Origin of the sequence: Niallia sp. M35 (assembly GCF_050971705.1) — a bacterium.
Lineage (GTDB): Bacteria > Bacillota > Bacilli > Bacillales > Cytobacillaceae > Niallia > Niallia circulans_A.
On record NZ_JBPCEP010000007.1, the window covers coordinates 136,138 to 158,686 of the forward strand.

23 protein-coding genes and 1 tRNA gene are annotated in these 22,549 nt (G+C 36.0%); 20 read left to right on the forward strand and 4 right to left on the reverse strand.

Going from position 1 to position 22,549, the window contains the following annotated elements:
- The first annotated feature begins 174 nt into the window (after positions 1-174).
- Positions 175-248, forward strand: a tRNA-Gly gene (locus NiCM35_RS11160).
- A 117-nt stretch (positions 249-365) separates the two neighbouring features.
- On the opposite strand, the gene NiCM35_RS11165 is transcribed toward NiCM35_RS11160, so the two are convergent.
- Entirely contained in the window at positions 366-1,031 is a 666-nt protein-coding gene (locus NiCM35_RS11165; RefSeq protein ID WP_095330245.1) for a B3/B4 domain-containing protein, read from the reverse strand.
- A gap of 92 nt (positions 1,032-1,123) precedes the next feature.
- Here NiCM35_RS11165 and queG point away from each other — a divergent pair, with 92 nt between their 5' ends.
- From queG to nfsA, 7 genes are all read left to right on the forward strand, one after another.
- On the forward strand, positions 1,124-2,257 hold the full coding sequence (gene queG / locus NiCM35_RS11170) for a tRNA epoxyqueuosine(34) reductase QueG (RefSeq protein WP_095330244.1): 1,134 nt from the start codon (positions 1,124-1,126) through the stop codon (positions 2,255-2,257).
- Between the two features lie 199 nt (positions 2,258-2,456).
- The gene (locus NiCM35_RS11175; protein WP_433779513.1) at positions 2,457-2,582 is read left to right on the forward strand and encodes a hypothetical protein; all 126 of its coding nucleotides are present in this window, start codon (positions 2,457-2,459) and stop codon (positions 2,580-2,582) included.
- 238 nt (positions 2,583-2,820) lie between these two features.
- On the forward strand, positions 2,821-2,946 hold the full coding sequence (locus tag NiCM35_RS11180) for a hypothetical protein (protein WP_433779514.1): 126 nt from the start codon (positions 2,821-2,823) through the stop codon (positions 2,944-2,946).
- Between the two features lie 30 nt (positions 2,947-2,976).
- Positions 2,977-3,102, forward strand: a complete 126-nt coding sequence (locus NiCM35_RS11185) for a hypothetical protein (RefSeq protein WP_283959614.1) — start codon at positions 2,977-2,979, stop codon at positions 3,100-3,102.
- Positions 3,103-3,269: 167 nt separating this feature from the next.
- Positions 3,270-4,148, forward strand: a complete 879-nt coding sequence (locus NiCM35_RS11190) for an amidase domain-containing protein (protein WP_095330240.1) — start codon at positions 3,270-3,272, stop codon at positions 4,146-4,148.
- A 79-nt stretch (positions 4,149-4,227) separates the two neighbouring features.
- Positions 4,228-4,701: a tRNA (uridine(34)/cytosine(34)/5-carboxymethylaminomethyluridine(34)-2'-O)-methyltransferase TrmL gene (gene trmL / locus NiCM35_RS11195; protein ID WP_163188428.1), complete on the forward strand. Its 474-nt coding sequence runs from the start codon at positions 4,228-4,230 to the stop codon at positions 4,699-4,701.
- 200 nt (positions 4,702-4,901) lie between these two features.
- Positions 4,902-5,657, forward strand: a complete 756-nt coding sequence (gene nfsA, locus NiCM35_RS11200) for an oxygen-insensitive NADPH nitroreductase (protein ID WP_433779515.1) — start codon at positions 4,902-4,904, stop codon at positions 5,655-5,657.
- Positions 5,658-5,809: 152 nt separating this feature from the next.
- On the opposite strand, the gene NiCM35_RS11205 is transcribed toward nfsA, so the two are convergent.
- Positions 5,810-6,817, reverse strand: coding sequence for a ketoacyl-ACP synthase III (locus NiCM35_RS11205; RefSeq protein WP_095330237.1), 1,008 nt, complete (start codon positions 6,815-6,817; stop codon positions 5,810-5,812).
- A 283-nt stretch (positions 6,818-7,100) separates the two neighbouring features.
- Between NiCM35_RS11205 and NiCM35_RS11210 the strand changes: the two genes are divergently transcribed.
- The 3 genes from NiCM35_RS11210 to NiCM35_RS11220 all read left to right on the forward strand — a co-directional run bounded on the left by NiCM35_RS11210 (position 7,101) and on the right by NiCM35_RS11220 (position 11,450).
- The gene (locus tag NiCM35_RS11210; protein ID WP_047942845.1) at positions 7,101-8,996 is read left to right on the forward strand and encodes a PrkA family serine protein kinase; all 1,896 of its coding nucleotides are present in this window, start codon (positions 7,101-7,103) and stop codon (positions 8,994-8,996) included.
- A 259-nt stretch (positions 8,997-9,255) separates the two neighbouring features.
- Positions 9,256-10,431: a sporulation protein YhbH gene (gene yhbH, locus NiCM35_RS11215; RefSeq protein ID WP_047942843.1), complete on the forward strand. Its 1,176-nt coding sequence runs from the start codon at positions 9,256-9,258 to the stop codon at positions 10,429-10,431.
- 617 nt (positions 10,432-11,048) lie between these two features.
- On the forward strand, positions 11,049-11,450 hold the full coding sequence (locus NiCM35_RS11220; protein ID WP_095330235.1) for a hypothetical protein: 402 nt from the start codon (positions 11,049-11,051) through the stop codon (positions 11,448-11,450).
- Between the two features lie 93 nt (positions 11,451-11,543).
- Here the strand turns inward: NiCM35_RS11220 and NiCM35_RS11225 are convergent, their stop codons facing one another.
- A complete protein-coding gene (locus NiCM35_RS11225) occupies positions 11,544-11,837 on the reverse strand; it encodes a hypothetical protein (RefSeq protein ID WP_095258692.1) in 294 nt (97 codons plus the stop codon).
- A 115-nt stretch (positions 11,838-11,952) separates the two neighbouring features.
- On the opposite strand from NiCM35_RS11225, the gene NiCM35_RS11230 reads away from it, so the two are divergent.
- The 5 genes from NiCM35_RS11230 (at position 11,953) to NiCM35_RS11250 (ending at position 15,233) form a co-directional block, all read left to right on the forward strand.
- Positions 11,953-12,441, forward strand: a complete 489-nt coding sequence (locus tag NiCM35_RS11230; RefSeq protein ID WP_095330234.1) for a CBO0543 family protein — start codon at positions 11,953-11,955, stop codon at positions 12,439-12,441.
- 223 nt (positions 12,442-12,664) lie between these two features.
- The gene (locus tag NiCM35_RS11235) at positions 12,665-12,838 is read left to right on the forward strand and encodes a hypothetical protein (RefSeq protein ID WP_163188045.1); all 174 of its coding nucleotides are present in this window, start codon (positions 12,665-12,667) and stop codon (positions 12,836-12,838) included.
- Positions 12,839-12,896: 58 nt separating this feature from the next.
- Positions 12,897-13,289 carry a DUF454 family protein gene (locus tag NiCM35_RS11240; RefSeq protein ID WP_176474200.1) on the forward strand — a complete coding sequence of 131 codons (393 nt, stop codon included), beginning with the start codon at positions 12,897-12,899 and terminating at the stop codon, positions 13,287-13,289.
- A 166-nt stretch (positions 13,290-13,455) separates the two neighbouring features.
- Positions 13,456-13,971, forward strand: a complete 516-nt coding sequence (locus NiCM35_RS11245; RefSeq protein WP_249879090.1) for a DIP1984 family protein — start codon at positions 13,456-13,458, stop codon at positions 13,969-13,971.
- A gap of 356 nt (positions 13,972-14,327) precedes the next feature.
- Positions 14,328-15,233 (forward strand): phosphotransferase, encoded by a 906-nt coding sequence (locus NiCM35_RS11250; protein ID WP_433779520.1) that lies wholly within the window; start codon positions 14,328-14,330, stop codon positions 15,231-15,233.
- A 60-nt stretch (positions 15,234-15,293) separates the two neighbouring features.
- On the opposite strand, the gene NiCM35_RS11255 is transcribed toward NiCM35_RS11250, so the two are convergent.
- On the reverse strand, positions 15,294-16,274 hold the full coding sequence (locus tag NiCM35_RS11255) for an aldo/keto reductase (RefSeq protein ID WP_047942832.1): 981 nt from the start codon (positions 16,272-16,274) through the stop codon (positions 15,294-15,296).
- A 229-nt stretch (positions 16,275-16,503) separates the two neighbouring features.
- Between NiCM35_RS11255 and NiCM35_RS11260 the strand changes: the two genes are divergently transcribed.
- The 4 genes from NiCM35_RS11260 to NiCM35_RS11275 all read left to right on the forward strand — a co-directional run bounded on the left by NiCM35_RS11260 (position 16,504) and on the right by NiCM35_RS11275 (position 22,549).
- The gene (locus NiCM35_RS11260) at positions 16,504-17,688 is read left to right on the forward strand and encodes an ROK family protein (protein WP_163188053.1); all 1,185 of its coding nucleotides are present in this window, start codon (positions 16,504-16,506) and stop codon (positions 17,686-17,688) included.
- Positions 17,689-17,884: 196 nt separating this feature from the next.
- Positions 17,885-18,649, forward strand: coding sequence for a MurR/RpiR family transcriptional regulator (locus NiCM35_RS11265; RefSeq protein WP_433779521.1), 765 nt, complete (start codon positions 17,885-17,887; stop codon positions 18,647-18,649).
- Between the two features lie 407 nt (positions 18,650-19,056).
- The gene (locus tag NiCM35_RS11270) at positions 19,057-20,478 is read left to right on the forward strand and encodes a 6-phospho-beta-glucosidase (RefSeq protein WP_433779523.1); all 1,422 of its coding nucleotides are present in this window, start codon (positions 19,057-19,059) and stop codon (positions 20,476-20,478) included.
- Between the two features lie 136 nt (positions 20,479-20,614).
- The gene (locus NiCM35_RS11275; RefSeq protein WP_095330226.1) at positions 20,615-22,549 is read left to right on the forward strand and encodes a beta-glucoside-specific PTS transporter subunit IIABC; all 1,935 of its coding nucleotides are present in this window, start codon (positions 20,615-20,617) and stop codon (positions 22,547-22,549) included.

Sequence of the window (22,549 nt, forward strand, 5' to 3'; positions counted from 1 at the left end):
GGTAGATTCCCTTAACCAATGAAAACTATATGCAGTAGATTGGTGCAAGAAATAGAAACGGAAAGAAATAATAAAAAATTTGTCGAAAAAAAGGTTGCATTTTTTACATGATGGTTATATAATAAAAAACGTGTTAAGGACATGTTAAAAAACAGTAAAGAAAACTTAATAAATGCGGGTGTAGTTTAATGGTAAAACCTCAGCCTTCCAAGCTGATGTCGTGGGTTCGATTCCCATCACCCGCTCCATACATAACTCACAACGCAGTGTTTCGTTTCATTAAGAACGAAGCATTGCGTTTTTTATATTTTACGAAGAAAATAGTTGGAAGAGGCGTTTTATAAAAAACGCTTCTCCCAACTATATTATTCCACAATGGAAAATGTGGCTTCTCCTCCATGAACTTGTAGAAACATTTTAAGTAGAGATTCTACCATTTGTTTGGCTTTTTCATTTGCAATAGAGGGTGGGAGATAAATGATTTGAATGGCATTTTTCGTAGATGATTGGACAGGGGCTCTGTCTGAATCGACAAAGGGGCTTCCAAATGGACCAAGTTCATCTTCTGATACAATCAAATTTTCAATCGAATTTATTCTTCCGTTAAGACCAGCGTATTGTTCGCTTTCTTTTCCGATACGTATGTTTATTTTTCCTTGAAGATTGGCACAATCATAAATACCGATCGGAATACCATATTGAAGGGAAAAGAAGTTATTAATATCAATACTACTATTAATTGGTTCTAAGTAATTCTGTTTTTTGATGCGTCTCAGCAGGCTTTCGGCTGAATGACGATAACGATTTGGATCTTTGCCTGTCTTTTTAAAGATTTCCCGCCATTCTTTTATAGAAGGGATATCCGTTACATTACTATCTTCTAAATCAAAAAAAATAGACTCTTGAAAAAGTCGCATCCGCCCTTTAATCATTTGCGGGGTGTCCATTACTTGCATGCCTTGATAATGAATGAAGCCAATCTTAAAATTGGGTATCCGTTCTTTAATCTCTTTTGCGATTGAAATATCCAATATATACACCTCCAATATAATAGTTGTCTATGTTATTCTATATTTTAGCGTAATCTTTATAAAAAACCAATTAAAAGGAAGGAGGGCGCCCTATGGATTACCGTGAATTCAAGAAAGATATCATTGCATATAGTAAAACGATCGGGATCGATAAAATAGGCTTTACGAGTGCGAGCACCTTTGAAGAAATGAAAGTACGACTAATAACCCAGCAGGAGTTAAACTATCAATCTGGTTTTGAAGAGAAGGATATTGAGAAGCGGGTAAATCCCTCCCTTCTATTACATCAGCCAAAGTCCATTATTTCGATTGCATTAGCTTATCCTTCTAAAATGAAGGAAAGAGTAGTTAGCAAAAAAGGGGAGCGCAGAGGGATTTTTTGTCGTGCTTCCTGGGGAACAGATTACCATGTTGTTTTAAAAGATCGCTTGCAAAAGCTTGAAGATTATATAAAAGAACGAATTCCAGATGCTTTGTGTAAGTCAATGGTTGATACCGGGGAATTAGTGGATCGTGCAGTTGCCCAGCGAGCGGGAATTGGTTGGTCTGGAAAAAACTGTGCAATCATTACTCCTGAATTTGGTTCGTATGTTTATTTAGGCGAGATGATTACCAATCTTCCAATCGAGCCTGATACACCGATGGAGGATCAATGTGGAACTTGTAATAAATGCATTGATGTATGTCCAACAGGTGCCCTTGTTCAAGGTGGACAATTAAATGCACAAAGATGTATAGCATTTCAAACACAGACAAAGGGCTTTTTAGCGGAAGAATTCAGAGAAAAGCTTGGAAATCGAATTTATGGCTGTGATACATGTCAAACGGTTTGTCCAAAAAATAAGGGCATTGATTTTCATAATCATCCAGAAATGGAACCAGACCCTGAAATCGCAAAACCATTGCTTCAACCACTTCTTTTTATCAGTAATAAAGAATTTAAAGAAAAATATGGTCATATTTCTGGTTCATGGCGTGGGAAGAAGCCGATCCAGCGTAATGCGATTATTGCACTTGCCCATTTTAAAGAAGAAGGTGCAATCGGTGATTTAATTACAGTCATGAACAAAGATCCAAGACCAGTAATAAGAGGAACAGCCGCTTGGGCACTTGGGAAAATCGGCGGCGATGAATCAAAGACAGCCCTAGAATCAGCCAAACAACAAGAATCTGATCATGAAGTATTAAAAGAAATGGACGATGCATTACAGCGGTTAGCAAAATAATTAATAGGAATGAATGCTGAAATTTTTCGGAGGAAGAGGAAAAGAGGCGTTCATAAGTCGGATGAAAGCCGAAATCCCGTGGAGGAAGAGGAAAAGAGGCGTTCATAAGTCGGATGAAAGCCGAAATCCCGTGGAGCAAGAGGAAAAGTGGTGTTCAGCAGTTGGATGAAAGCCGAAATCCCGTGGAGGAAGGGGAAGAGTGGTGTTCATAAGTCGAATGAAAGCCGAAATCTCGTGGAGCAAGAGAAAAAGTGGTGTTCATCAGTCGGATGAAAGCCGAAATCCCGTGGAGGAAGAGGAAAAGAGGCGTTCATCAGTCGGATGAAAGCCGAAATCCCGTGGAGCAAGAGAAAAAGTGGTGTTCATAAGTCGGATGAAAGCCGAAATCCCGTGGAGGAAGGGGAAAAGTGGTGTTCATAAGTCGAATGAAAGCCGAAATCCCGTGGAGCAAGAGGAAAAGTGGTGTTCAGCAGTTGGATGAAAGCCGAAATCCCGTGGAGGAAGAGGAAAAGTGGTGTTCATAAGTCGAATGAAAGCCGAAATCCCGTGGAGGAAGAGAAAAAGTGGTGTTCAGCAGTCGAATGAACGCCGAAATCCCGTGGAGGAAGAGAAAAAGTGGTGTTCAGCAGTTGGATGAAAGCCGAAATCCCGTGGAGGAAGAGAAAAAGTGGTGTTCAGCAGTCGGATGAAAGCCGAAATCCCGTGGAGGAAGAGGAAAAGTGGTGTTCATAAGTCGAATGAAAGCTGAAATCCCGTGGAGCAAGGGGAAAAGTGGTGTTCATAAGTCGAATGAAAGCCGAAATCTCGTGGAGCAAGAGAAAAAGTGGTGTTCAGCAGTTGGATGAACGCTAAAAATCCACAGAGCAAGCAGAAAACAGGCGTTCATTAGAAAAATACTCTTTATCATTTTAACAAATTAATACGAGAAGAAAAAAGAAGGCTAGCAATGCCTTCTTTTTTTGTATACTTCTACTCCGCTTTAACATAGTTATTAATGAAGGGAGTAGATGGAATGAGACAACAATTAATGGAGTTAATCGAGAAAAGGATTCAGCAATGCGTTACAAAGGATAGGGAAGCAATAGTGGATGAAAAATTAGAGAGAAAAAGAAATAGCATGTATAAAAGAAAGGCTGAAATTGTTCATGTAAAGGCAAAAGGGAAAATTGAAGATATGGAAAAAAAGGCGGATGAGACAGAAGAATTAGTGTATTCTGTTCATCTTCAATATTTTATCAAGCAAGGCGAGCTTTTTTTGATTGAAGAAGAGGTGGAAAATAGAAAAGCTGTTGTTTACAAGGGGGTAATAATTGAAGATACAGAGGTTCTCCCAGCTTATCCAGAAGACTATCGAGAGGTGCCATTAGCGGAAGAATGGCGAGAAACGAAAGAAAGAGAAAGCCGCTATAAGTATGATCGTTTAAAGGCTGTTCAATATGCAGAAAAATGGTGGAATAGCTATAATCCGAAATACCATCAATTTGAAGTAGATTGCACCAATTATATATCTCAGTGTGTCCATGAAGGCGGGGCACCAATGAGAGGCTATCCTAATCGAAATAAAGGCTGGTGGATGCAAAATAATAATTGGAGTTATAGCTGGGCCGTAGCAAATGCGTTCCCAAGATACTTGGAAACCTCTACTGCTGGCTTGCGGGCAAAGCGGGTGGATAGTGCCATGGAGTTAAAGCTTGGAGATGTCATTTGCTATGATTTTGAAGGAGATGGGAAATATAATCATACAACGATTGTTACGGGAAAAGATGCGAATGGCGAGCCATTAGTAAATGCGCATACGTATAATAGTCGCATGCGTTACTGGAAATATGAAGATTCGACAGCTTATACACCGAATATTAAATACAAATTTTTTACGATTATTGATGGATAAAAAAGAGATTTATCTCTTTCGCATTTCCTTTTCACAAAGTGTATAATGGAACGGAAAGTAATAGTTAGAGGTGACAAACTTGGCAATACATATTGTTTTATACCAACCACAAATTCCTTCCAATACAGGCAATATAGCCAGAACATGTGCGGGAACAGACACGGTGCTTCATTTAATTCGACCATTTGGATTTTCTATGGAGGATAAAGCGTTAAAGAGAGCCGGCTTAGATTATTGGGAGTTTGTTAAGATTTATTATTATGACTCTTTAGAGGAATTTTACGATAAAAATGAAGGTGGAGCTTTTTACTATGTGACGAAGGCAGGGGAAACTCCATATGACTCCTTCGATTACAGTGCGATAAATAAAGAGCATTATTTTATTTTCGGAAGTGAAACAACAGGTCTCCCTGAAGAAGTCATTCAGAATAATGTAAATAAAACGTTACGAATTCCAATGACGGACAATATTCTTTCCTACAACCTTTCGAATACAGCAGCTGTCCTTATTTATGAGGCTTTAAGACAGCAAAACTTCGCTCATTTAAAATAAAATGAAACCAGAAAACTGGATAAATCGAAACAAGTATACGAAGATTCTACGTATACTTGTTTATTTTTTTGAAATACAGTGAAAAAAGCAGCTAGTTTAGCAAGCTAATTCTTTTGGTCTAAAAGATTATTGGTATATTATATTATAGTTACTATCAGTAATTTTGGGAGACAATAAGAAAAAACAAAGGAGAAGATCTCATGAATCAAACAATCGAAACCCTACTCAATCATCATTCTGTTAGAAAATTTACAGATGAGGAGTTAACACAAGAGCAAATTCGTCTCCTTGTTGAAGCTGCGCAAAGTGCTTCTACCTCTAGCTTTGTACAAGCATATAGTATTATTGGGGTAAAGGATAAGGAGAAAAAGAAAAAACTAGCAGTCCTAGCCGGAAATCAGCAATACGTAGAGAATAATGGTCATTTATTTATTTTCTGTGCTGATTTATATCGTCATACAGTTGCTGCTGAAATGGAAGGAAAGAAGGAAGCCGCTCAGGACTCCATTGAAAGCACGGAAAAGTTTATGGTAAGCCTTATTGATGCTGCGCTTGCTTCGCAAAATATGGCCATTGCTGCAGAATCATTAGGACTTGGTATTTGTTATATAGGTGGTATTCGCAATAATTTAGTGGAAGTAAGTCAGCTATTGAAAACGCCTGATTATGTTCTGCCGTTATTTGCTTTAGTAGTAGGTCATCCAGACCAACAAACAGAGAAAAAGCCTAGAGCTCCTTTTCATCATATTTATCATGAAGATCAATATGAGCAAGATGAAGCACAATATAAAAAAGGTCTACAGGAATATAATGAAGAAATCAAAGCTTATTATCAGGAAAGAACAAATGGAGCAAGATCGGATACATGGACTGCGCAAATGGCTGCTAATTTTGAGCAAAAATCACGTATGTATATGAAGGAATTTGTGCAGCAGAAGAAGTTTGATTTGAAATAAGTAAAAAAACAGTATCGAGGAATACTGAAGGGTTTCGTTTTAAGATGCAAATCGATAAAATGACAGAAATGACGTGTGAATTTGACACGTCATTTTTCTCGCTTTAAAAATGATTAATGAACTTTTTATAAATAGTGGCATTAAGATGTTCTTTATAACGTACTTGTTTCATTATTAGCTTCGTCAAAATTTATTTCTAAAAGTTCTCCAGCATGAACCAAACCTGAACCAAAGCCGTACATTAGTACTTTGTCCCCGTTCATTACTTTTCCTTCTCGAATACCTAGGTCAAGTGCTAAAGGGATGGAAGCAGCAGAAGTATTGCCAAATTTGGTTAAGCTATATAATGTTTTTTCCATCGGATACCCCAATTTATCACAAATAGGTTCGATTAGCCTTAAATTAGCACTATGAGGTATAAACCAATTTATTTTATCCATACTGATATGTGTTTTATCTAAAATTTTCTTAACATTGTTTGGCACATTCCTAACAACCCATCGAAAAACTTCTCTACCATTTTGAACAAGATACTCTGTATCTATTAATTCAATATCATTTACTTTTTTTGTCAAGCCAGGACGATATACAAATTGTGCTCCGCTTCCATCACTTCCTAAATGAAATCCAATGAAACTGCTTGTTTTCTCGTCTCTTTCCACTAAAACAGCTCCTGCACCATCTCCAAATAATATACAGGTACTTCTATCGTTGTAATCCGTAATCTTTGATAATGTATCCGCACCTATAACAAGTATCTTTTTGTGTAGTCCGGATGCGATATATCCGTGTGCGGTGTGTAAGGCATAAACAAATCCTGCGCAAGCTGCACTTAAATCAATGGTACCTGTATTGGATATTTCTAATTTATTCTGTATAATGCTTGCTACAGAGGGAAATGGAAAATCAGGTGTACTTGTTGCTACAATAATCATATCTACATCATTAACTTTTTTATTGTACCTTTGCATTAAATCTTTAACAGCAGAGATACATAAATCGCTAGTGAATTCATCAGAACGAGCTATTCGGCGTTCTTCTATTCCAGTCCTTTGAATAATCCATTCATTATTTGTATCAACCATTTGCTCAAGTTCTAAATTAGTTAATCTTCGTTTAGGTACATAAGTACCGATAGCTGTTATTCTCGCTCCGACCATTTGATCCACCTCATATTTTATTATTAGTTAGTATTAGTACCTAGTGCTAATTATAAAGGTATATTTTTACAAGTCAATTTTTCTTTTTTGATGGTTTTAACTTCTAATACAAGAGCGTAAGAAATTAGTGATTATAAGATAGCGGTCCCCCTACGAAAGAAAAGGTTTTTCCTCCAATTAGTTCGCTTCACTAAAAAAACTATTCCCTCTTTTAAGCATGTTCGTATTCGCTGGTGCATAGATTATATTAATCGTCTCTGATAAAGTGACAGGGGAGGTCCATATGAGTATATTAAAGAAAATCGAGATGCATAGACAAGAAGAAGAGTTGTTGAAGTGGGAAGGGACATTTGAAGAGTACCTAGAAATATTGAAGGAAAAGCCATGGGTTGGTCAATCCGCGCATTCAAGGGTTTATAACATGATTAAAGATGCAGGTATTGATGAAGTAAATGGAAAAAAACAATATAAATTTTTCTCTGATCAGCTCTTTGGTTTAGAAGAGCCGTTAGAAAGATTAGTAGAGGAATATTTCCATCCAGCTGCTAAGCGTTTAGATGTAAGGAAACGTATTCTATTACTAATGGGTCCAGTCAGCGGTGGGAAATCGACATTGGTAACCATGTTAAAAAGAGGCTTAGAAGCATATACGTACACGGATCGTGGAGCGGTATATGCGATTAAAGGCTGCCCAATGCATGAAGATCCACTTCATATGATCCCACATAGTCTAAGAAAAGATTTTTATGATGAATATGGAATCCGCATTGAAGGAAACTTATCACCACTTAATATGATGAGACTTCAGGAAGAATATAATGGAAAAATCGAAGATGTAATCGTCGAAAGAGTATTTTTCTCAGAAGATAAGCGAACTGGAATAGGAACCTTTAGTCCATCTGATCCGAAGTCCCAAGATATTGCTGACTTAACGGGAAGTATTGATTTCTCGACAATTGCTGAATATGGATCTGAATCAGATCCAAGAGCCTATCGCTTCGATGGCGAGCTGAATAAGGCAAACCGAGGGATGATGGAGTTCCAGGAGATGTTAAAATGCGATGAGAAATTCTTATGGCATTTATTATCCTTAACACAAGAAGGAAACTTTAAAGCGGGAAGGTTTGCTCTCATTTCTGCTGATGAGTTGATTGTGGCCCATACAAATGAAACGGAATATCGCTCCTTTATTTCCAATAAAAAGAATGAAGCACTGCATTCCCGGATTATTGTCATGCCAGTTCCATATAATTTAAAAGCATCAGAAGAGGAAAGAATCTATGAGAAAATGATTCGCGAAAGTGATGTTGCCGATGTTCATATTGCCCCACACACTTTAAAGATAGCCGCTATCTTTACGATTTTAACTAGATTAAAGGAGCCGAAAAAAGGTGATATTGATTTAGTGAAAAAAATGCGTCTATATGATGGCGAAAGTGTAGAAGGCTTCAGTTCGGCTGATTTGAAGGAACTGCAAAATGAATATGGCGATGAAGGAATGAGTGGCATTGATCCCCGTTATGTGATTAATCGGATTTCTTCTACCATTATTCGCAAAGATGTCACAAGCATCAATGCATTAGATGTGCTTTTATCTATAAAAGAAGGCTTGGATCAGCATTCTTCTATTACGAATGAATTAAAAGAAAAGTATTTAAATTGCATTTCCTTAGCACGGAAGGAATATGATGAAATTGCGAAGAAAGAAGTACAAAAGGCATTTGTTTATTCGTATGAAGAGTCAGCGAAAACGTTAATGGATAACTATTTAGATAATGTAGAAGCCTATTGCAATAAAAATAAGCTTCGTGACCCATTAACGGGCGAGCCGATCAATCCAGATGAAAAACTAATGCGTTCGATTGAAGAGCAAATTGGTATTTCCGAAAATGCAAAGAAATCTTTCCGTGAAGAAATCTTGATTCGCATTTCTGCCTATGCAAGAAAAGGAAAAAGATTTGATTATAACTCTCATGATCGCTTACGGGAAGCTATCCAGAAGAAGTTATTCGCAGATCTGAAAGATGTTGTAAAAATTACTACATCTACTAAGACACCAGATGAACAGCAATTGAAGAAAGTAAATGAAGTGGTTGCACGCCTTATCGATGAACACGGCTATAATTCCACTTCAGCAAATGAGTTGCTGCGTTATGTAGGAAGCTTATTAAATCGTTAATTAAATTGGTCAAGGAGGAACAGGCTAAAAGACGTCTGTTCCTCTTTTCGCCTAAAGATAAAGAAAAGTGAATAATTGGAGCATATCTAAAGCTTTTTCTAAAAAAAGTAAAATTATCGAAATTATTAGTAAATTATTTAAGACAACTGCATATGATAGAGTAATCACTTTATTTAGATAGAGTGATACCCAAATTAGTGTATGCGCAAAGGACTTCATATGTGCACAAAACGTAGAAAAAATTTTTAGGAGGGGTAAAATGACCGAAAAGCAAAATAAACATCAGTTTGTAATATCCCAAGAAAATTGGTCCCTCCATCGCAAAGGCCACGATGATCAACAGCGACATCAGGAAAAGGTGCAGGAGGCCATTAAAAATAACCTCCCTGATTTAATTACAGAAGAAAACATCGTCATGTCAAATGGGCGAGAAGTTGTAAAAATTCCGATTCGTTCATTAGATGAATACAAGATTCGATATAATTACGATAAAAACAAACATATTGGGCAAGGGAATGGAGACAGTCAAGTTGGCGATGTGGTCGCACGCGATGGTTCTGGAAATCAAAAAGGCCCAGGAAAAGGGCAAGGAGCAGGAGATCAAGCAGGAGAAGATTATTTTGAAGCAGAGGTCTCTTTAATGGAATTAGAAGAAGCTCTGTTTAAGCAATTAGAATTACCGAATTTAAAACGAAAAGAACAAGATCAAATTGTTGTGGAAAATATTGAATTTAATGATATTAGAAAAGTAGGCTTAATGGGTAATATTGATAAGAAAAAAACAATGATCTCAGCATTTAAGCGCAATGCCATGTCTGGGAAACCAGCATTTCACCCGATTTATCCCGAGGATTTAAAATTCAAGACGTGGAACGAAGTACAAAAACCAGAGTCCAAAGCAGTTGTCCTTGCGATGATGGATACGAGCGGCTCGATGGGGTTATGGGAAAAGTATATGGCAAGAAGCTTTTTCTTCTGGATGACGAGATTTCTTCGCACCAAATATGAAACAGTAGAAATAGAATTTATTGCCCATCACACGGAAGCAAAAGTTGTGTCGGAAGAAGATTTCTTTTCTAAAGGAGAAAGCGGTGGCACGATTTGTTCTTCTGTTTATCGCAAAGCATTAGAATTGATTAATGATAAGTATGATCCAGGCAGATTTAATATTTATCCCTTCCATTTTTCAGACGGAGACAATTTAACGTCCGATAATGCTCGATGTGTCAAGCTAGTAGAAGAGCTGATGGAAGTATCCAATATGTTTGGCTATGGGGAAGTTAACCAATACAATCGACACAGTACGCTCATGTCTGCCTACAAAAATATTCAAGATGAAAGATTCCGCTACTACTTACTAAGACAAAAAGCCGATGTGTTCAATGCTATGGCAAGTTTCTTCCGGAAAGAGGAGGAGGGACAGATGTACGCATAAAAAATAGAAGCACAACTCATCAAATGGGTTGTGTTTTTTTGATAGGACAAGTGTGATGGAATAGGACGTCTATGTTATAATACTTTTTTCTTAAGAGCACTCTCTCATTTGGCCATTATTAGACTCTTTTTGACAAAATGGTACTTATGTAGGCCTAACAAGTCTAAATGTATACAAAATTTAATGACTGATACAAGTCTTTACTTTTACAAAGATTAAAACTTAGAGAGACCATCACTTTGTGAAGAATGACTAGTAAGAAAGAGTAAAAAGGAATATTTTTGTGTTTTCTTATTTAAGCTTGTTTGCATCTTCTTCAACAGTACTTCTATTTTTTAATGTTTTTTTTAAATTCAGAGACACCGATAAATAGCATCCAAATACTCAAAGGAATAAAGGCTATGACAAAAAGTCTATCGGTAATCATATCCATCATAAATAAAATCAGAATAAAAATTGTTAATATAGTAGCAAGAGAAAATCTATTCATTTTCATCCCCAATTCTTAAGTAGATTGTTTACCGTTTGGTAATTGATATTATACAATACTAGCAAATATTAAAAAAGAGTAGGTTTTACTCCGATATTAAATTAATTCTAGAGAAAGAAGTGGAAAAATGACGAGTCATTATTTTATTGCTACCATGCGAGCTATTCCTGAATTTCATGAAGGAGACAATAACTACTCTTTTCTAAGTGGTGAAGCATATAAAGAGGTATTACCTTTTACATTACCATATGTTTATGAAGTGGATGAAGATGATAGAGAGTTAATAATCTTTCTTGATGACTTTATGCAATTAGGGGATGTTGTGGAACACTATATTTATGAAGAAGGACGAAATGGTATAACGCTCTCTGAAAATTTTCCAGAAGAAGCAAGAACCATTAATCTTTGGAAGAAAACGTATAAGGATCAATATGGTGCATATCAATTGGATCCTAAAAGATGGCGGGAAGATCTTTCAAGCCGAACCATTGCTTCTAAAAGAAGTGTCACTACATTTGTGAAAATATAGCTAAGAAGTTACTTATTTGAATGGCAGAGAAACTTTCCATGCATCCTCAAATAAACTGTATACGATTAAATATGGTTGCGATTGAATATCTTATCATTTGCCTGCCTTTTTCTTCCTCTTTTCAAGAAAAGTTAAAATCGTTGTTTTCATAGAAGCATAGGAACCAATGGCTGAATAGCCGTAAAACCAGCCCATAAACAAACCAGCAACAAGACTATGTCTATGACTAATAAAGACAGAAATCAATAATCCCAAAGCTAGGGCGATGGTCGGAACATATTTTTTCGGTATCTTTATCATCATTTTCAGTAATTGTGTCATAATCATCACTACAGGGACTGCGATGACAGCATCCCAGAAGTTTGTTTGTATAGTTGGGAAATCCATTACATCCACCACCTTTACGGTTTAGTATTCCATTTACCTTTGTAACTAATACATAATTCAAAAGTATCGAATAAACCGCTCAAGGAAGCGCATATTAATGCTGAGGTGGTATTTAATGGAGAAAAATAAAATGGAGAAACGATTTTTAAATGGATTACTTATCGGGAATTTATTGATCCTGCTGCCGATTTTATATAGAAAACCCCCAATTAGAGATTGGATTATTGTGTTTGTGTATAATGCTATTACCAATGGTTTGCTTGATATGCTTTTAACATCTCATAAAGTAATTAGATATCCAGTTCGCTTTCTGCCGAAGATATTTAATATACATATATTATTTGATTTCTTAATTTATCCGACATTTACTGTTTTCTATAATCAATTAACGAAGAGAGATAAGCCCTTTGCTATTTTCTATAAATTGATTTTTTTTACTCTTCCCTTTTTTATTATTGAATTATGGGCTGAAAATAAGACAAAATTAATTGAATGGAATAAGTGGTGGAAATGGTACTATTCTTTTCTAAGCATAATTCTTAAGTCATTAATAACAAGATTCGTTATCGGAATGTTAAGGAAAATGAACTTTTTGACAAAATGAGCTAATTTGCTTTCTCTAAAGTTTATGTATTTACAAACAAGGGGAAAATATTGGAGACAGACTAAATCTTTCTATCCCATTTTAAAAGAAAACATAGTTATTTCCTTCTTTTTATTGTAAAATGGCGAAGTAGAATAGTGTAACGTAGATTGTTTCATTCAATAATAGTAATTACATACTGTACGTGATTAGGATAGAAGTTAATCCTAAGAAAGGAAAGCAAATGACAAAAATCGTAAATATCATTCTGTTAATTAATGTCATTGGAATTGTTCTTTATGCAGCAGGAGTGCTTGATACGGATATCTTCCGTGTGGAGTTTTTATCCTCTGGTGTAATCATGCTTCTTTTTGGTTTAAGAGATGTTGTTAGAGGAGCGAAAAGAAAAAGACGTTAGGAATTTGGCCGTTTATGAAATGGAATGTTGCTTAAAAAGGGTAGGAAGGGAGCAAAAGATGAAGCCTATTTATCGATGGATCTATATATTTCTAGGGACAGTTTTTTTGGTTTTAGGAATAATTGGAGCCTTTTTGCCTTTGCTGCCAACTACACCTTTTTTATTATTAACATCCTTTTTCTACACACGGGGTTCTGAGCGTATTAATAAATGGTTCCGATCTACAACGTTTTATCGTGACTATGTGAAAGGATTTCGTAAAGGCGAATTGACGAAAAAGCAAAAAATCAAAATCATTATCACGTGCTATAGCTGCTTAGCTATCAGTGCTATCCTTGTAGATCATTTCTATACTCGGATCATGCTGGGCTGTATTGCGATTGTTCAAGCCATTTCAATGTTTATCATAAAGACGAAAAAAGAGGAACCGGAAGTAATCATAAAAGAATAAGAAAAAAACAGTGGATGACCTTTTTTAAGGAATCCTTTTTTTGTACTTATAGGTTAATAGTTGAAAAAAATACTTGTTTAATAGTAAAATAGGATTCTAGTAATTTCCAATTAGTAGCCTCAAGATAATTCCCCAGTTATACTAACATTTCCTATTGGAGGTAAAGATGAATAAAATTTCACAAGCAGAAGCAGTTAAATTAAAAAGTGTCCTTTCTAAGCGAATTCATGAACTAGAGGAGGAAATGGATAGAGTTGCATTTGTACAAGTTGAAGCAGGCAAGCCTATTCCGAAGCAAAAACGAACAATCCTTGATGTAGAGAAAGAGCTAGAAGAAGTACGAGCTGATTATCGATTGCTTGATAAATTAATGTATTGTGCCAATATCGAAAACGAAATTAGCTTTGAAAATACGAATATCACCATTGTGGAAGCAATTGAACTGGCGACACAGCTCCGCGCAAAGGCACGAAAATATAAAGAGTTTGCCGCAGCGGAAAAGGAAGAATACGTCTATTCTTATAGTGAAACAGTTCAACTAATGAAGGTAGCGACCTTTGAACCAGAGGAATATCGTTTAAAAAGCTTAGAATGTGAACGAAAAGCAAACCGTTTATCCAATTTAATTAACAGCAAAAACTATCAAATTGAGCTAGAATTTGATGGGGAAAAATATTTTTAATTTTTTTTAGCATGCTTAACGGGCAGGCATCAAAATTGCTGCTCCTGCCTTGAAAAAGTGCGGAAGGAACGCCACTTACTTATCCATTTTTGCCTTGAATAGGTGAGACTCCTATTCAAGGATAGAAGGATTTCTCTTTTTGTGTACAAAGGTACGTTTACATGGTGCTGGCTAAACCAATGACCACTAACCCATTACTCGTTTACCCTTTACTTTTTACCAATTATTGCAATGGTGGTTGCGGACCATTTAGTCCTCTAATCCTTCTATGACGAAGCCGATCAAAGAATAGATTTTATTCTTTGGTTGGCTTTATTTTTGTTTATCATTAAAATGATTAGAAAGGAGGGAGTCTAATGCCAAATATATGGGAGCCCGAATACACCATAACAAAGGAGCAAGCTTCTCAATTGGTGGAGGAACAGTTTCCAATCAGTGTGTATTCTATTAGAGAAATAGGGGAAGGGTTTGATAATACAATCCTTCTCGTTAACGATTGTTATACGTTTCGCTTCCCAAGAAGAGAAATAGCGGTGAAACTTTTAACAAGTGAATGGGAGCTATTGCGGATTATTGCAGATCAGCTGCCTATCCCCATACCTAAGCCGGTTTATATAGGGTCAGCGAGCAGGATCTTTCCGCGAATTTTTATAGGATATGAGCATTTACCAGGAAATACTCCAGAAGGTTTAACGAATAAGGAAAGAATTCAGATGGCAAAGCCATTAGCACGCTTCTTGAAAAAATTGCATTCTTTCTCCACCGAGCAATTCAAGCTTGTTCCATACGATGAATTTGATCGACTTCATATTGATAAAAGAAAATCCCGCTTAATCGATTCGATTAAGAAGCTGCGTATGCATGAAGATATAGCTTTATTCCATTTAGTAGAAGACTATGCAAAAAAATTAACCCATATAGCAGTCCCAACTGTTCATGTCCTTACACATGGTGATCTCCATATTCGCAATATGCTTATTAATGAAAAAAAGGAACTAACGGGAATTATTGATTGGGGAGATACGCATATTGGTCATCCTGCCGTGGATTTATCGATTGCCTACAGTCTGTGCCCTTCTGAAGGGAGAAAACAATTTTTTACTAACTATGGCGAAGTAGATGATACTACGTTGAAACTCGCTCAGTTTAAAGCAATATTTACGACAGTAACCTTGCTTATCTACAGTATAGATAAAAAAGACTGGGAACTTTATCAAGAGGGGAAAATTAGCTTATCTTTCGCTTTAATGGGAGAAAACTAATTTTTTTCCCTTTTTTAAAATAACCGGACGAACATTAATGGTTACGCCCGGTTAAAAAAATTATTTGAACCCTAGAACTGGATGTGGGACATATGGTTCTTCTAAGCTAGCGATTTCTTCGTGTGACAATTGTAAAGAAAGTGCAGCAACCGCATCTTCTAGATGATGCAGTTTCGTTGCACCAATAATTGGAGCAGTAACAGGCTCTTTTTGTAAAACCCATGCAAGGGCAACTTGGGCACGAGGCACACCGCGTTTTTCTGCTATTGCTTTCACTCGCTCGACTACTTGACGGTCTGCTGCTTCTGTTTGGGAGTATAATGTTCTTGCAAAGGCATCCGTTTCTTTACGCGTACTTGTGTCTTCCCAATCTCTAGTTAAGCGGCCGCGTGCCATCGGGCTCCAAGGGATAACTCCAATACCTTCTTCTTTACAGAGGGGCAGCATTTCTCGTTCTTCTTCTCGGTAGAGCAGATTTAAGTAATTTTGCATGGAAACAAAACGAGTCCAGCCATTTTTCTCTGCTACATGATTTGCTTTTAAAAATTGCCATGCAAACATGGAGGATGCACCAATGTAGCGGGCTTTGCCAGCTTTTACAACATCATGTAATGCTTCCATTGTTTCTTCAATAGGTGTTTCATAATCCCATCTATGTATTTGGTAGAGGTCAACATAGTCGGTGCCAAGCCTTTTTAAACTATTATCAATTTCACTCATAATTGCTTTGCGGGAAAGACCAGCTCCATTAGCACCTGGACGCATTCTTCCATGTACCTTTGTAGCAAGAACAACTTCATCACGATTGGCAAAATCACGCAATGCCCGTCCTACTATCTCTTCACTTGATCCATCAGAGTAGACGTTAGCAGTATCAAAAAAGTTAATGCCAAGCTCCAATGCTTTTTTGATAAAGGGACGACTATCATTTTCTGTTAATGTCCATGCATGTCCGCCACGATCGGGTTCCCCATAACTCATACAACCAAGACAAAGACGAGAGACTTCTAAACCAGTAGATCCTAATTTAACATAATCCATTTGCTACTCCTCCTTTTGTTTTATTATAAAAGAGTGGCTATTCATTATGCGAGAGAAATGAATTAGGTCTTAAATAAAGAATCCATGTTAATCTTTTTTAAAGAGTAATATAAAAATAATTGGAGAAGCAGCTGGAGTTTAAGGGATTTTGATAAAGGAATGATTTATTCTTCCATATTATTCAATAGGTATGATATATTAACAAAAAAACATGGAACAGAGTGATGATATGTTAAAGGAATTTTTATTAGATACTTCCGAGAAAAATAATATCAAAAAACAAATTTATAAATACATTCATTTACATAAAAGAGCCTCTAAGAACGAGATGTTACAAGTATTTCATTTACCTCAAACAACTTTAACAAGAATTATCTATGAATTACATGATAAAGGATATATATACAATGATGGAAAAGGAGAACCAACAGGAGGAAGGCCACCTACCTATTATGCGGTTCTGCCAGATGCTGCATATGTGATTGGGATTGATATATCTAGGACACATGTAACTTGTATTCTTACTAATATTGCCTTTGAAGAATTAGGAAAGATACAAACAAAGCTTGAGACTACAGATACACCAGATAGATTAGTTCCTAAATTGATTTCGGATTTAAGGAAGTTATTAGAGATGCATAAGATTGAGGAAGAGTACTTACTCGGAATAGGGATAGGTTCTGTTGGCCCGCTGGATAGGGAAAAAGGAATTATTCTTAATCCTGATAGTTTTGCAGCTAGTGCATGGAATAATGTACGAATTGTAGATATTCTAAAACAGGAATTTCCTGTGCCAATCACTTTAAACAATGGTGCAAATACAGCAGCATATGCAGAATACTACTTAAACAGTTTGTTAGATGATTCTATTTTGTATTGTATCAATGGATATGGTGTTCGAACTGGATTTTTAGAAAGAGGAATAATCGGCAATAATCATGAAGGTGATTCGAGTGCAGCTGGGCATATCGTTATTGATATTAATGGAAGACAATGTATTTGTGGAAAAAAAGGATGCTTAGCCACTTATACAACCTATGAAGCACTATTGGAAAAAATAATGGAGAAAAAGGAAGTTTCTTTTCCAAAAAAGGAAATCAATGCTTTTGAATATATTATAGAAGCAATAGAAAAGAATGATCCATTAGTAAAAGAGTTAGTTTTAGAATCAGCCTATTACTATGGTATTGGGATAAGTAATATGGTTAATATATTGCATCCTACAAAAGTGTTTTTGCATGGAAAATTAATATATCAATATCCTTCTTATTATCAAGAAGTAGTAAAAACGATTAAAAATAATGTATATCAAAAAGATACTATTATTATTCAAAAAAGCACTATAGGAGAAAAATCCGTTGCTTTAGGCGGTGCAATCGAGCTTTATAATACTTATTTTAATATGCATAACTAATTACATCCATTAGTTAATTTGTTCTGCATATTACGAGGTGGGATGAGGAGAATATTCTTCATCCTTATTTCTATTTTGGTAATAATCAAAGATAAAGAGATAACTTTCATCCATTTTGAAAAAAAGTTGTGATAATATAATTACATATAGTTTTAGGAATACTAGAACTTAAAAAGGTGGATAAAGGGGTTATCTAATGAAACTCGAAAGTTTGGTAAATGAACGATATAATTCTTTTAGCGACGGAGAAATGGAAATAGCAAAATATATCTTACAAAATAAAGAAATCATCCATACGTTAAGCATTAACCAGCTTGCAAATAACAGTTTGTCATCTAAATCATCAGTCCTGCGATTTGCTCAAAAACTAGGTTTTTCTGGATTTACCGAGCTGAAAAATTTCATGAAATGGGGGAATTTTTTTTCAGATAATCCTGTTGTTAATAGTAGTCTAGGCGAACAAATCGTAAATAGTGTTACTACTACAATTGAACATTTAAAAAATATGAATATGGATGAAATGTTTCAAGCAATTGATAGCAGTGAACATATTTATATTATTGGCACAGGCTGGGCACAACAGAACCAAGCCTCTGAATTACAAAGAATGTTCTTAGGTGTGGGGAAAGAGATGCAGGTGCTTCCTTTTGGGCATACAAGCCTTTATCAAGTAATGATCGAAAGAATGTGTGATAAAGACTTACTTATAGTCTTTTCCGGATCGGGCAATAATCCGATTCTAAAGGAAGCATTGACTACCCCTATTCTAAAGAATGTCAAAATAGTTGGGATTACTGCCAACTCCAATAATTGGTTAGCCAATCATTCGACATTTAATATTTATGCCTATATAGATTCACCAACAAGTATGAGAAATATTTATTCTTTATATAGTCCAATTCATGCCATTATTGAAATGTTAGTCTATAGTTATGCCGAATATCTGAATAGAAAAACATAATTACTGTTTAGTTATGATCAAGAGATTAAACCTCAAATAAATTACAATTCCAGTCATAAATATAATAAAGCTATTTTTATGGCTTCGTCCTTATTCAAACCTAGTCCTTATAAAAAGGCTAGGTTTTTTGTATATAAAAGGAAGAATCACATCGAAGATATAGTTTGGATATCTAGAATATTCCCAAACTATGAAGCGCTTTCCCAAGATTGCTAGAAATGATCCACAAATAGCAGGAATAAATTATAATTCGTTTAGAAGGCGCTTTCGTAAATGAAAAGAATTAAACATTATTATTTCATTGTATAAAGGATAAACAAGAAACAAGGTATTAGAGCGAGTAATTAGTAATCTAGAAGGATAGTTACAGGCAAGATTCTAGAAGAGCAAAGAAAGGGAGACGCAGAATGAGTTTACCAAAGGACTTTTTATGGGGTGGAGCCATTGCAGCTAACCAGGCTGAAGGTGCTTATCAAGAAGGCGGAAAAGGACGAGCGTTAGTAGATATTTTGCCTGCAGGAAAAGAACGCTGGGAGGCATTATATAATCCTAAAAAAGCTTTAGAAACAAAATATGACTATTATCCAAGTCATAGGGCAATTAATTTCTATCATACGTATAAAGAGGATATAAAGTTATTTGCTGAAATGGGATTTAAAGTCTTTCGCACATCTATTTCCTGGCCGCGGATTTTTCCAAATGGGGATGAACTGGAGCCCAATCAGGAAGGGCTTAAATTTTACGATGATCTCTTTTCTGAATGCTATAAGTATGGAATGGAACCACTTGTTACAATAAACCATTTTGATACACCGCTATATTTGGTTGAAAAGTATGGTGGCTGGAGAAACCGTAAACTCATTGAATATTATGAACGATATGCAAAGGTAGTTTTCGAGCGTTATAAAGATAAAGTGAGATATTGGTTAACATTTAATGAGATTAATATGCTTCTTCATATTCCGTTTTTTGGTGGAGGATTAATAATCGATGATGATGAAAATGCTGATCAAATAAAATTTCAAGCAGCACATCACCAGCTTGTTGCCTCCAGTTTGGCAACGAAAGCAGCAAGAGAAATAAATGGCAGCAATTTTAAGATTGGATGCATGTTAGCTGCTGGTGAAATTTATCCATACTCTTGTCATCCTAATGATCTACTGAAATCAGTGAAAGAAAATCAAAAACAATATTTCTTTATTGATGTTCAGTCACGCGGTGCTTATCCGTCTTATACTAAACGGATGTTTCGTGAATTAGGTGTGAATTTGCAGATGGAAGCAGATGATGAGCGATTACTGAAAGAATATACAGTTGATTTTATTTCGTTTTCTTATTATTCGTCGCGCTTAACGAGTGCAGATCCTGCTATCAATGCAGGTAATAAATCTGGTAATGCGTTTGGTTCCCTACGAAATCCGTATCTTGAAGTATCTGAGTGGGGATGGCAAATTGATCCAATCGGGTTACGAGTAACGATGAATAACTTGTATGATCGTTATCAGAAGCCACTATTCATTGTAGAAAATGGATTAGGTGCGGTAGATAAACTGGAGAATGAAACGATTGAAGATGACTACCGAATTGATTATATGAGAGAACATCTTAAACAAATGATGGAAGCGGTTGATGACGGAGTAGACTTGTTAGGCTACACCTCTTGGGGATGTATAGATCTTGTTAGTGCAGGATCTGGTGAAATGAAAAAACGCTATGGTTTCATTTATGTAGATCTAGATAACGAAGGAAATGGGACAGGCAAACGATATAAGAAAAAGTCATTTGATTGGTATAAAAAAGTAATTGAGACAAATGGGGAAGAATTGTAATTCCAGTTAAAAAACCAAGCGTTCCAGCATTGATGAGATTATTGGAAAGCGCTAATAGTTTTACTGGTTAATATTTATGCCTATTAGTGGGGTTGGATATCTCTAGTTTTAGAAAAATTAGAAAGAGGGCTCAAAGATGAAATATGAACAATTGGCGAAAGATATTATTAAAAACGTCGGTGGAAGAGAGAATGTCAACAGTGTTGTCCATTGTGTAACGCGATTACGGTTTAAATTAAAAGATGAAAGTAAAGCGAATACAGACATACTAAAGAACATGGAAGATGTTATCACTGTTATGAAAAGCGGCGGGCAATATCAGGTAGTAATTGGAAATCATGTACCTGAGGTATATAAAGCGGTTGTAGAAGTTGGTAATTTTCAATCTAATTCATCTTTAGTAGAAGAAGATTCAGGAGAGAAGCAAGGACTTTTTAATAAATTTATAGATTTGATTTCTGGTATTTTTGCTCCGACGCTAGGTGTATTAGCAGCAACTGGTATGATAAAAGGGGTAAATGCTTTATTTGTAGCATTGGGCTGGTATGCAAATACATCAGGGACATACCATATTCTTAATGCCGTTGGGGATTCCTTATTTTACTTCTTCCCTATTTTCTTAGGATATACAGCAATGAAGAAATTTGGTGGTAATCCTTTTATTGGAATGGCAATCGGAGCTGCATTAGTTTATCCGACATTATCCGGATTGACTGCAGGTGATCCGCTGTACACCTTATTTGCAGGAACACTTTTTGAATCGCCAATTCATATAACATTTCTTGGAATACCGGTCATTTTAATGTCTTATTCTTCTTCTGTAATTCCTATAATAATTGCAACCTATGTTGGATCAAAGCTAGAAAAGTGGTTCGCACAAGTAATTCCAGCAGTTGTTAAAACTTTCTTAGTACCTTTCCTTACGTTGTTAATTAGTGTACCATTAACATTTATTTTTATTGGCCCAATTGCAACTTGGTTAGGTAAGCTATTAGGAGAATTGACTCTGTGGGTCTATGATTTAAGCCCGATTATTACAGGTATTGTAGTTGGTGGTTTGTGGCAAGTATTTGTTATGTTTGGCTTGCATTGGGGATTAATTCCGATTGCTTACAATAATATTGCAGTACATGGCAGTGATTATATCTTAGCATTTAATTCAGCAACATCTTTAGCAACAGCTGGGGTTGTGTTAGGTGTTTTAGTCCGTACAAAGCAAAAAAAATATAAAACATTAAGTATTCCAGCTTTTATCTCCGCGATATTTGGTGTTTCCGAGCCTGCTATTTATGGAATTACCCTGCCGTTAAAAAGACCATTTATTATTACCCTTATTACTTCTGCTATAGGTGGATGTATTATGGGAATTATGGGAACAAAGGCATATACAATGGGAGGACTTGGTATTTTTGGTTTGCCGACCAAAATTAACCCCACTGATGGCTTCGATATGGGATTCTGGGGAGCAGTCCTCGCGATGACATCCAATTTAATAGTAGGGTTTATTCTAACATACTTATTTGGCATCGATAAGAATAAAGAAAAAGAAGAATTAGCAAAACAAGAACAAGCTGCAAAGGAAAAAGAAAGTCCAAACAATCCGCAAGGTACTGCTAGTAATGAAGAAATATATAGCCCTCTTAAGGGAGAAGTAAGAATGTTAGCAGATGTAGAAGATGCAGCATTTTCTTCGGGGACACTTGGAAAAGGGGTTGCCATTAATCCCGCAGAAGGAAAATTAATATCGCCGGTGGGCGGAACAGTTACGGCCCTCTTTCCTACGAAACATGCTATCGGGATTACAACAGACGCAGGAGCGGAAATTTTAATTCATATAGGAATGGATACGGTACAATTAGGAGGGAATTACTTCACAGCTTATGTTAAAGATGGAGATCGAGTAGAAAAGGGCCAGTTATTAATAGAATTTGATATGGATAAAATCCAAGAATCAGGTTATTCATTAATTACGCCAGTTGTTGTTACTAACTATGATCAGTACAGAGATATAATAGTTGCAGCCGGACACAAGATTAATTTTGGCGGAACCTTAATGGCGCTAGAAGCTTAA

Bases quoted from the DNA above. Each gene is read 5' to 3' on its own strand.
- queG (WP_095330244.1), top strand. From the start codon at position 1,124: ATGGATTACCGTGAATTCAAGAAAGATATCATTGCATATAGTAAAACG.
- NiCM35_RS11190 (WP_095330240.1), top strand. From the start codon at position 3,270: ATGAGACAACAATTAATGGAGTTAATCGAGAAAAGGATTCAGCAATGC.
- nfsA (WP_433779515.1), top strand. From the start codon at position 4,902: ATGAATCAAACAATCGAAACCCTACTCAATCATCATTCTGTTAGAAAA.
- NiCM35_RS11205 (WP_095330237.1), bottom strand. From the start codon at position 6,817: ATGGTCGGAGCGAGAATAACAGCTATCGGTACTTATGTACCTAAACGA.
- NiCM35_RS11210 (WP_047942845.1), top strand. From the start codon at position 7,101: ATGAGTATATTAAAGAAAATCGAGATGCATAGACAAGAAGAAGAGTTG.
- yhbH (WP_047942843.1), top strand. From the start codon at position 9,256: ATGACCGAAAAGCAAAATAAACATCAGTTTGTAATATCCCAAGAAAAT.
- NiCM35_RS11220 (WP_095330235.1), top strand. From the start codon at position 11,049: ATGACGAGTCATTATTTTATTGCTACCATGCGAGCTATTCCTGAATTT.
- NiCM35_RS11225 (WP_095258692.1), bottom strand. From the start codon at position 11,837: ATGGATTTCCCAACTATACAAACAAACTTCTGGGATGCTGTCATCGCA.
- NiCM35_RS11230 (WP_095330234.1), top strand. From the start codon at position 11,953: ATGGAGAAAAATAAAATGGAGAAACGATTTTTAAATGGATTACTTATC.
- NiCM35_RS11235 (WP_163188045.1), top strand. From the start codon at position 12,665: ATGACAAAAATCGTAAATATCATTCTGTTAATTAATGTCATTGGAATT.
- NiCM35_RS11240 (WP_176474200.1), top strand. From the start codon at position 12,897: ATGAAGCCTATTTATCGATGGATCTATATATTTCTAGGGACAGTTTTT.
- NiCM35_RS11245 (WP_249879090.1), top strand. From the start codon at position 13,456: ATGAATAAAATTTCACAAGCAGAAGCAGTTAAATTAAAAAGTGTCCTT.
- NiCM35_RS11250 (WP_433779520.1), top strand. From the start codon at position 14,328: ATGCCAAATATATGGGAGCCCGAATACACCATAACAAAGGAGCAAGCT.
- NiCM35_RS11255 (WP_047942832.1), bottom strand. From the start codon at position 16,274: ATGGATTATGTTAAATTAGGATCTACTGGTTTAGAAGTCTCTCGTCTT.
- NiCM35_RS11260 (WP_163188053.1), top strand. From the start codon at position 16,504: ATGTTAAAGGAATTTTTATTAGATACTTCCGAGAAAAATAATATCAAA.
- NiCM35_RS11265 (WP_433779521.1), top strand. From the start codon at position 17,885: ATGAAACTCGAAAGTTTGGTAAATGAACGATATAATTCTTTTAGCGAC.
- NiCM35_RS11270 (WP_433779523.1), top strand. From the start codon at position 19,057: ATGAGTTTACCAAAGGACTTTTTATGGGGTGGAGCCATTGCAGCTAAC.
- NiCM35_RS11275 (WP_095330226.1), top strand. From the start codon at position 20,615: ATGAAATATGAACAATTGGCGAAAGATATTATTAAAAACGTCGGTGGA.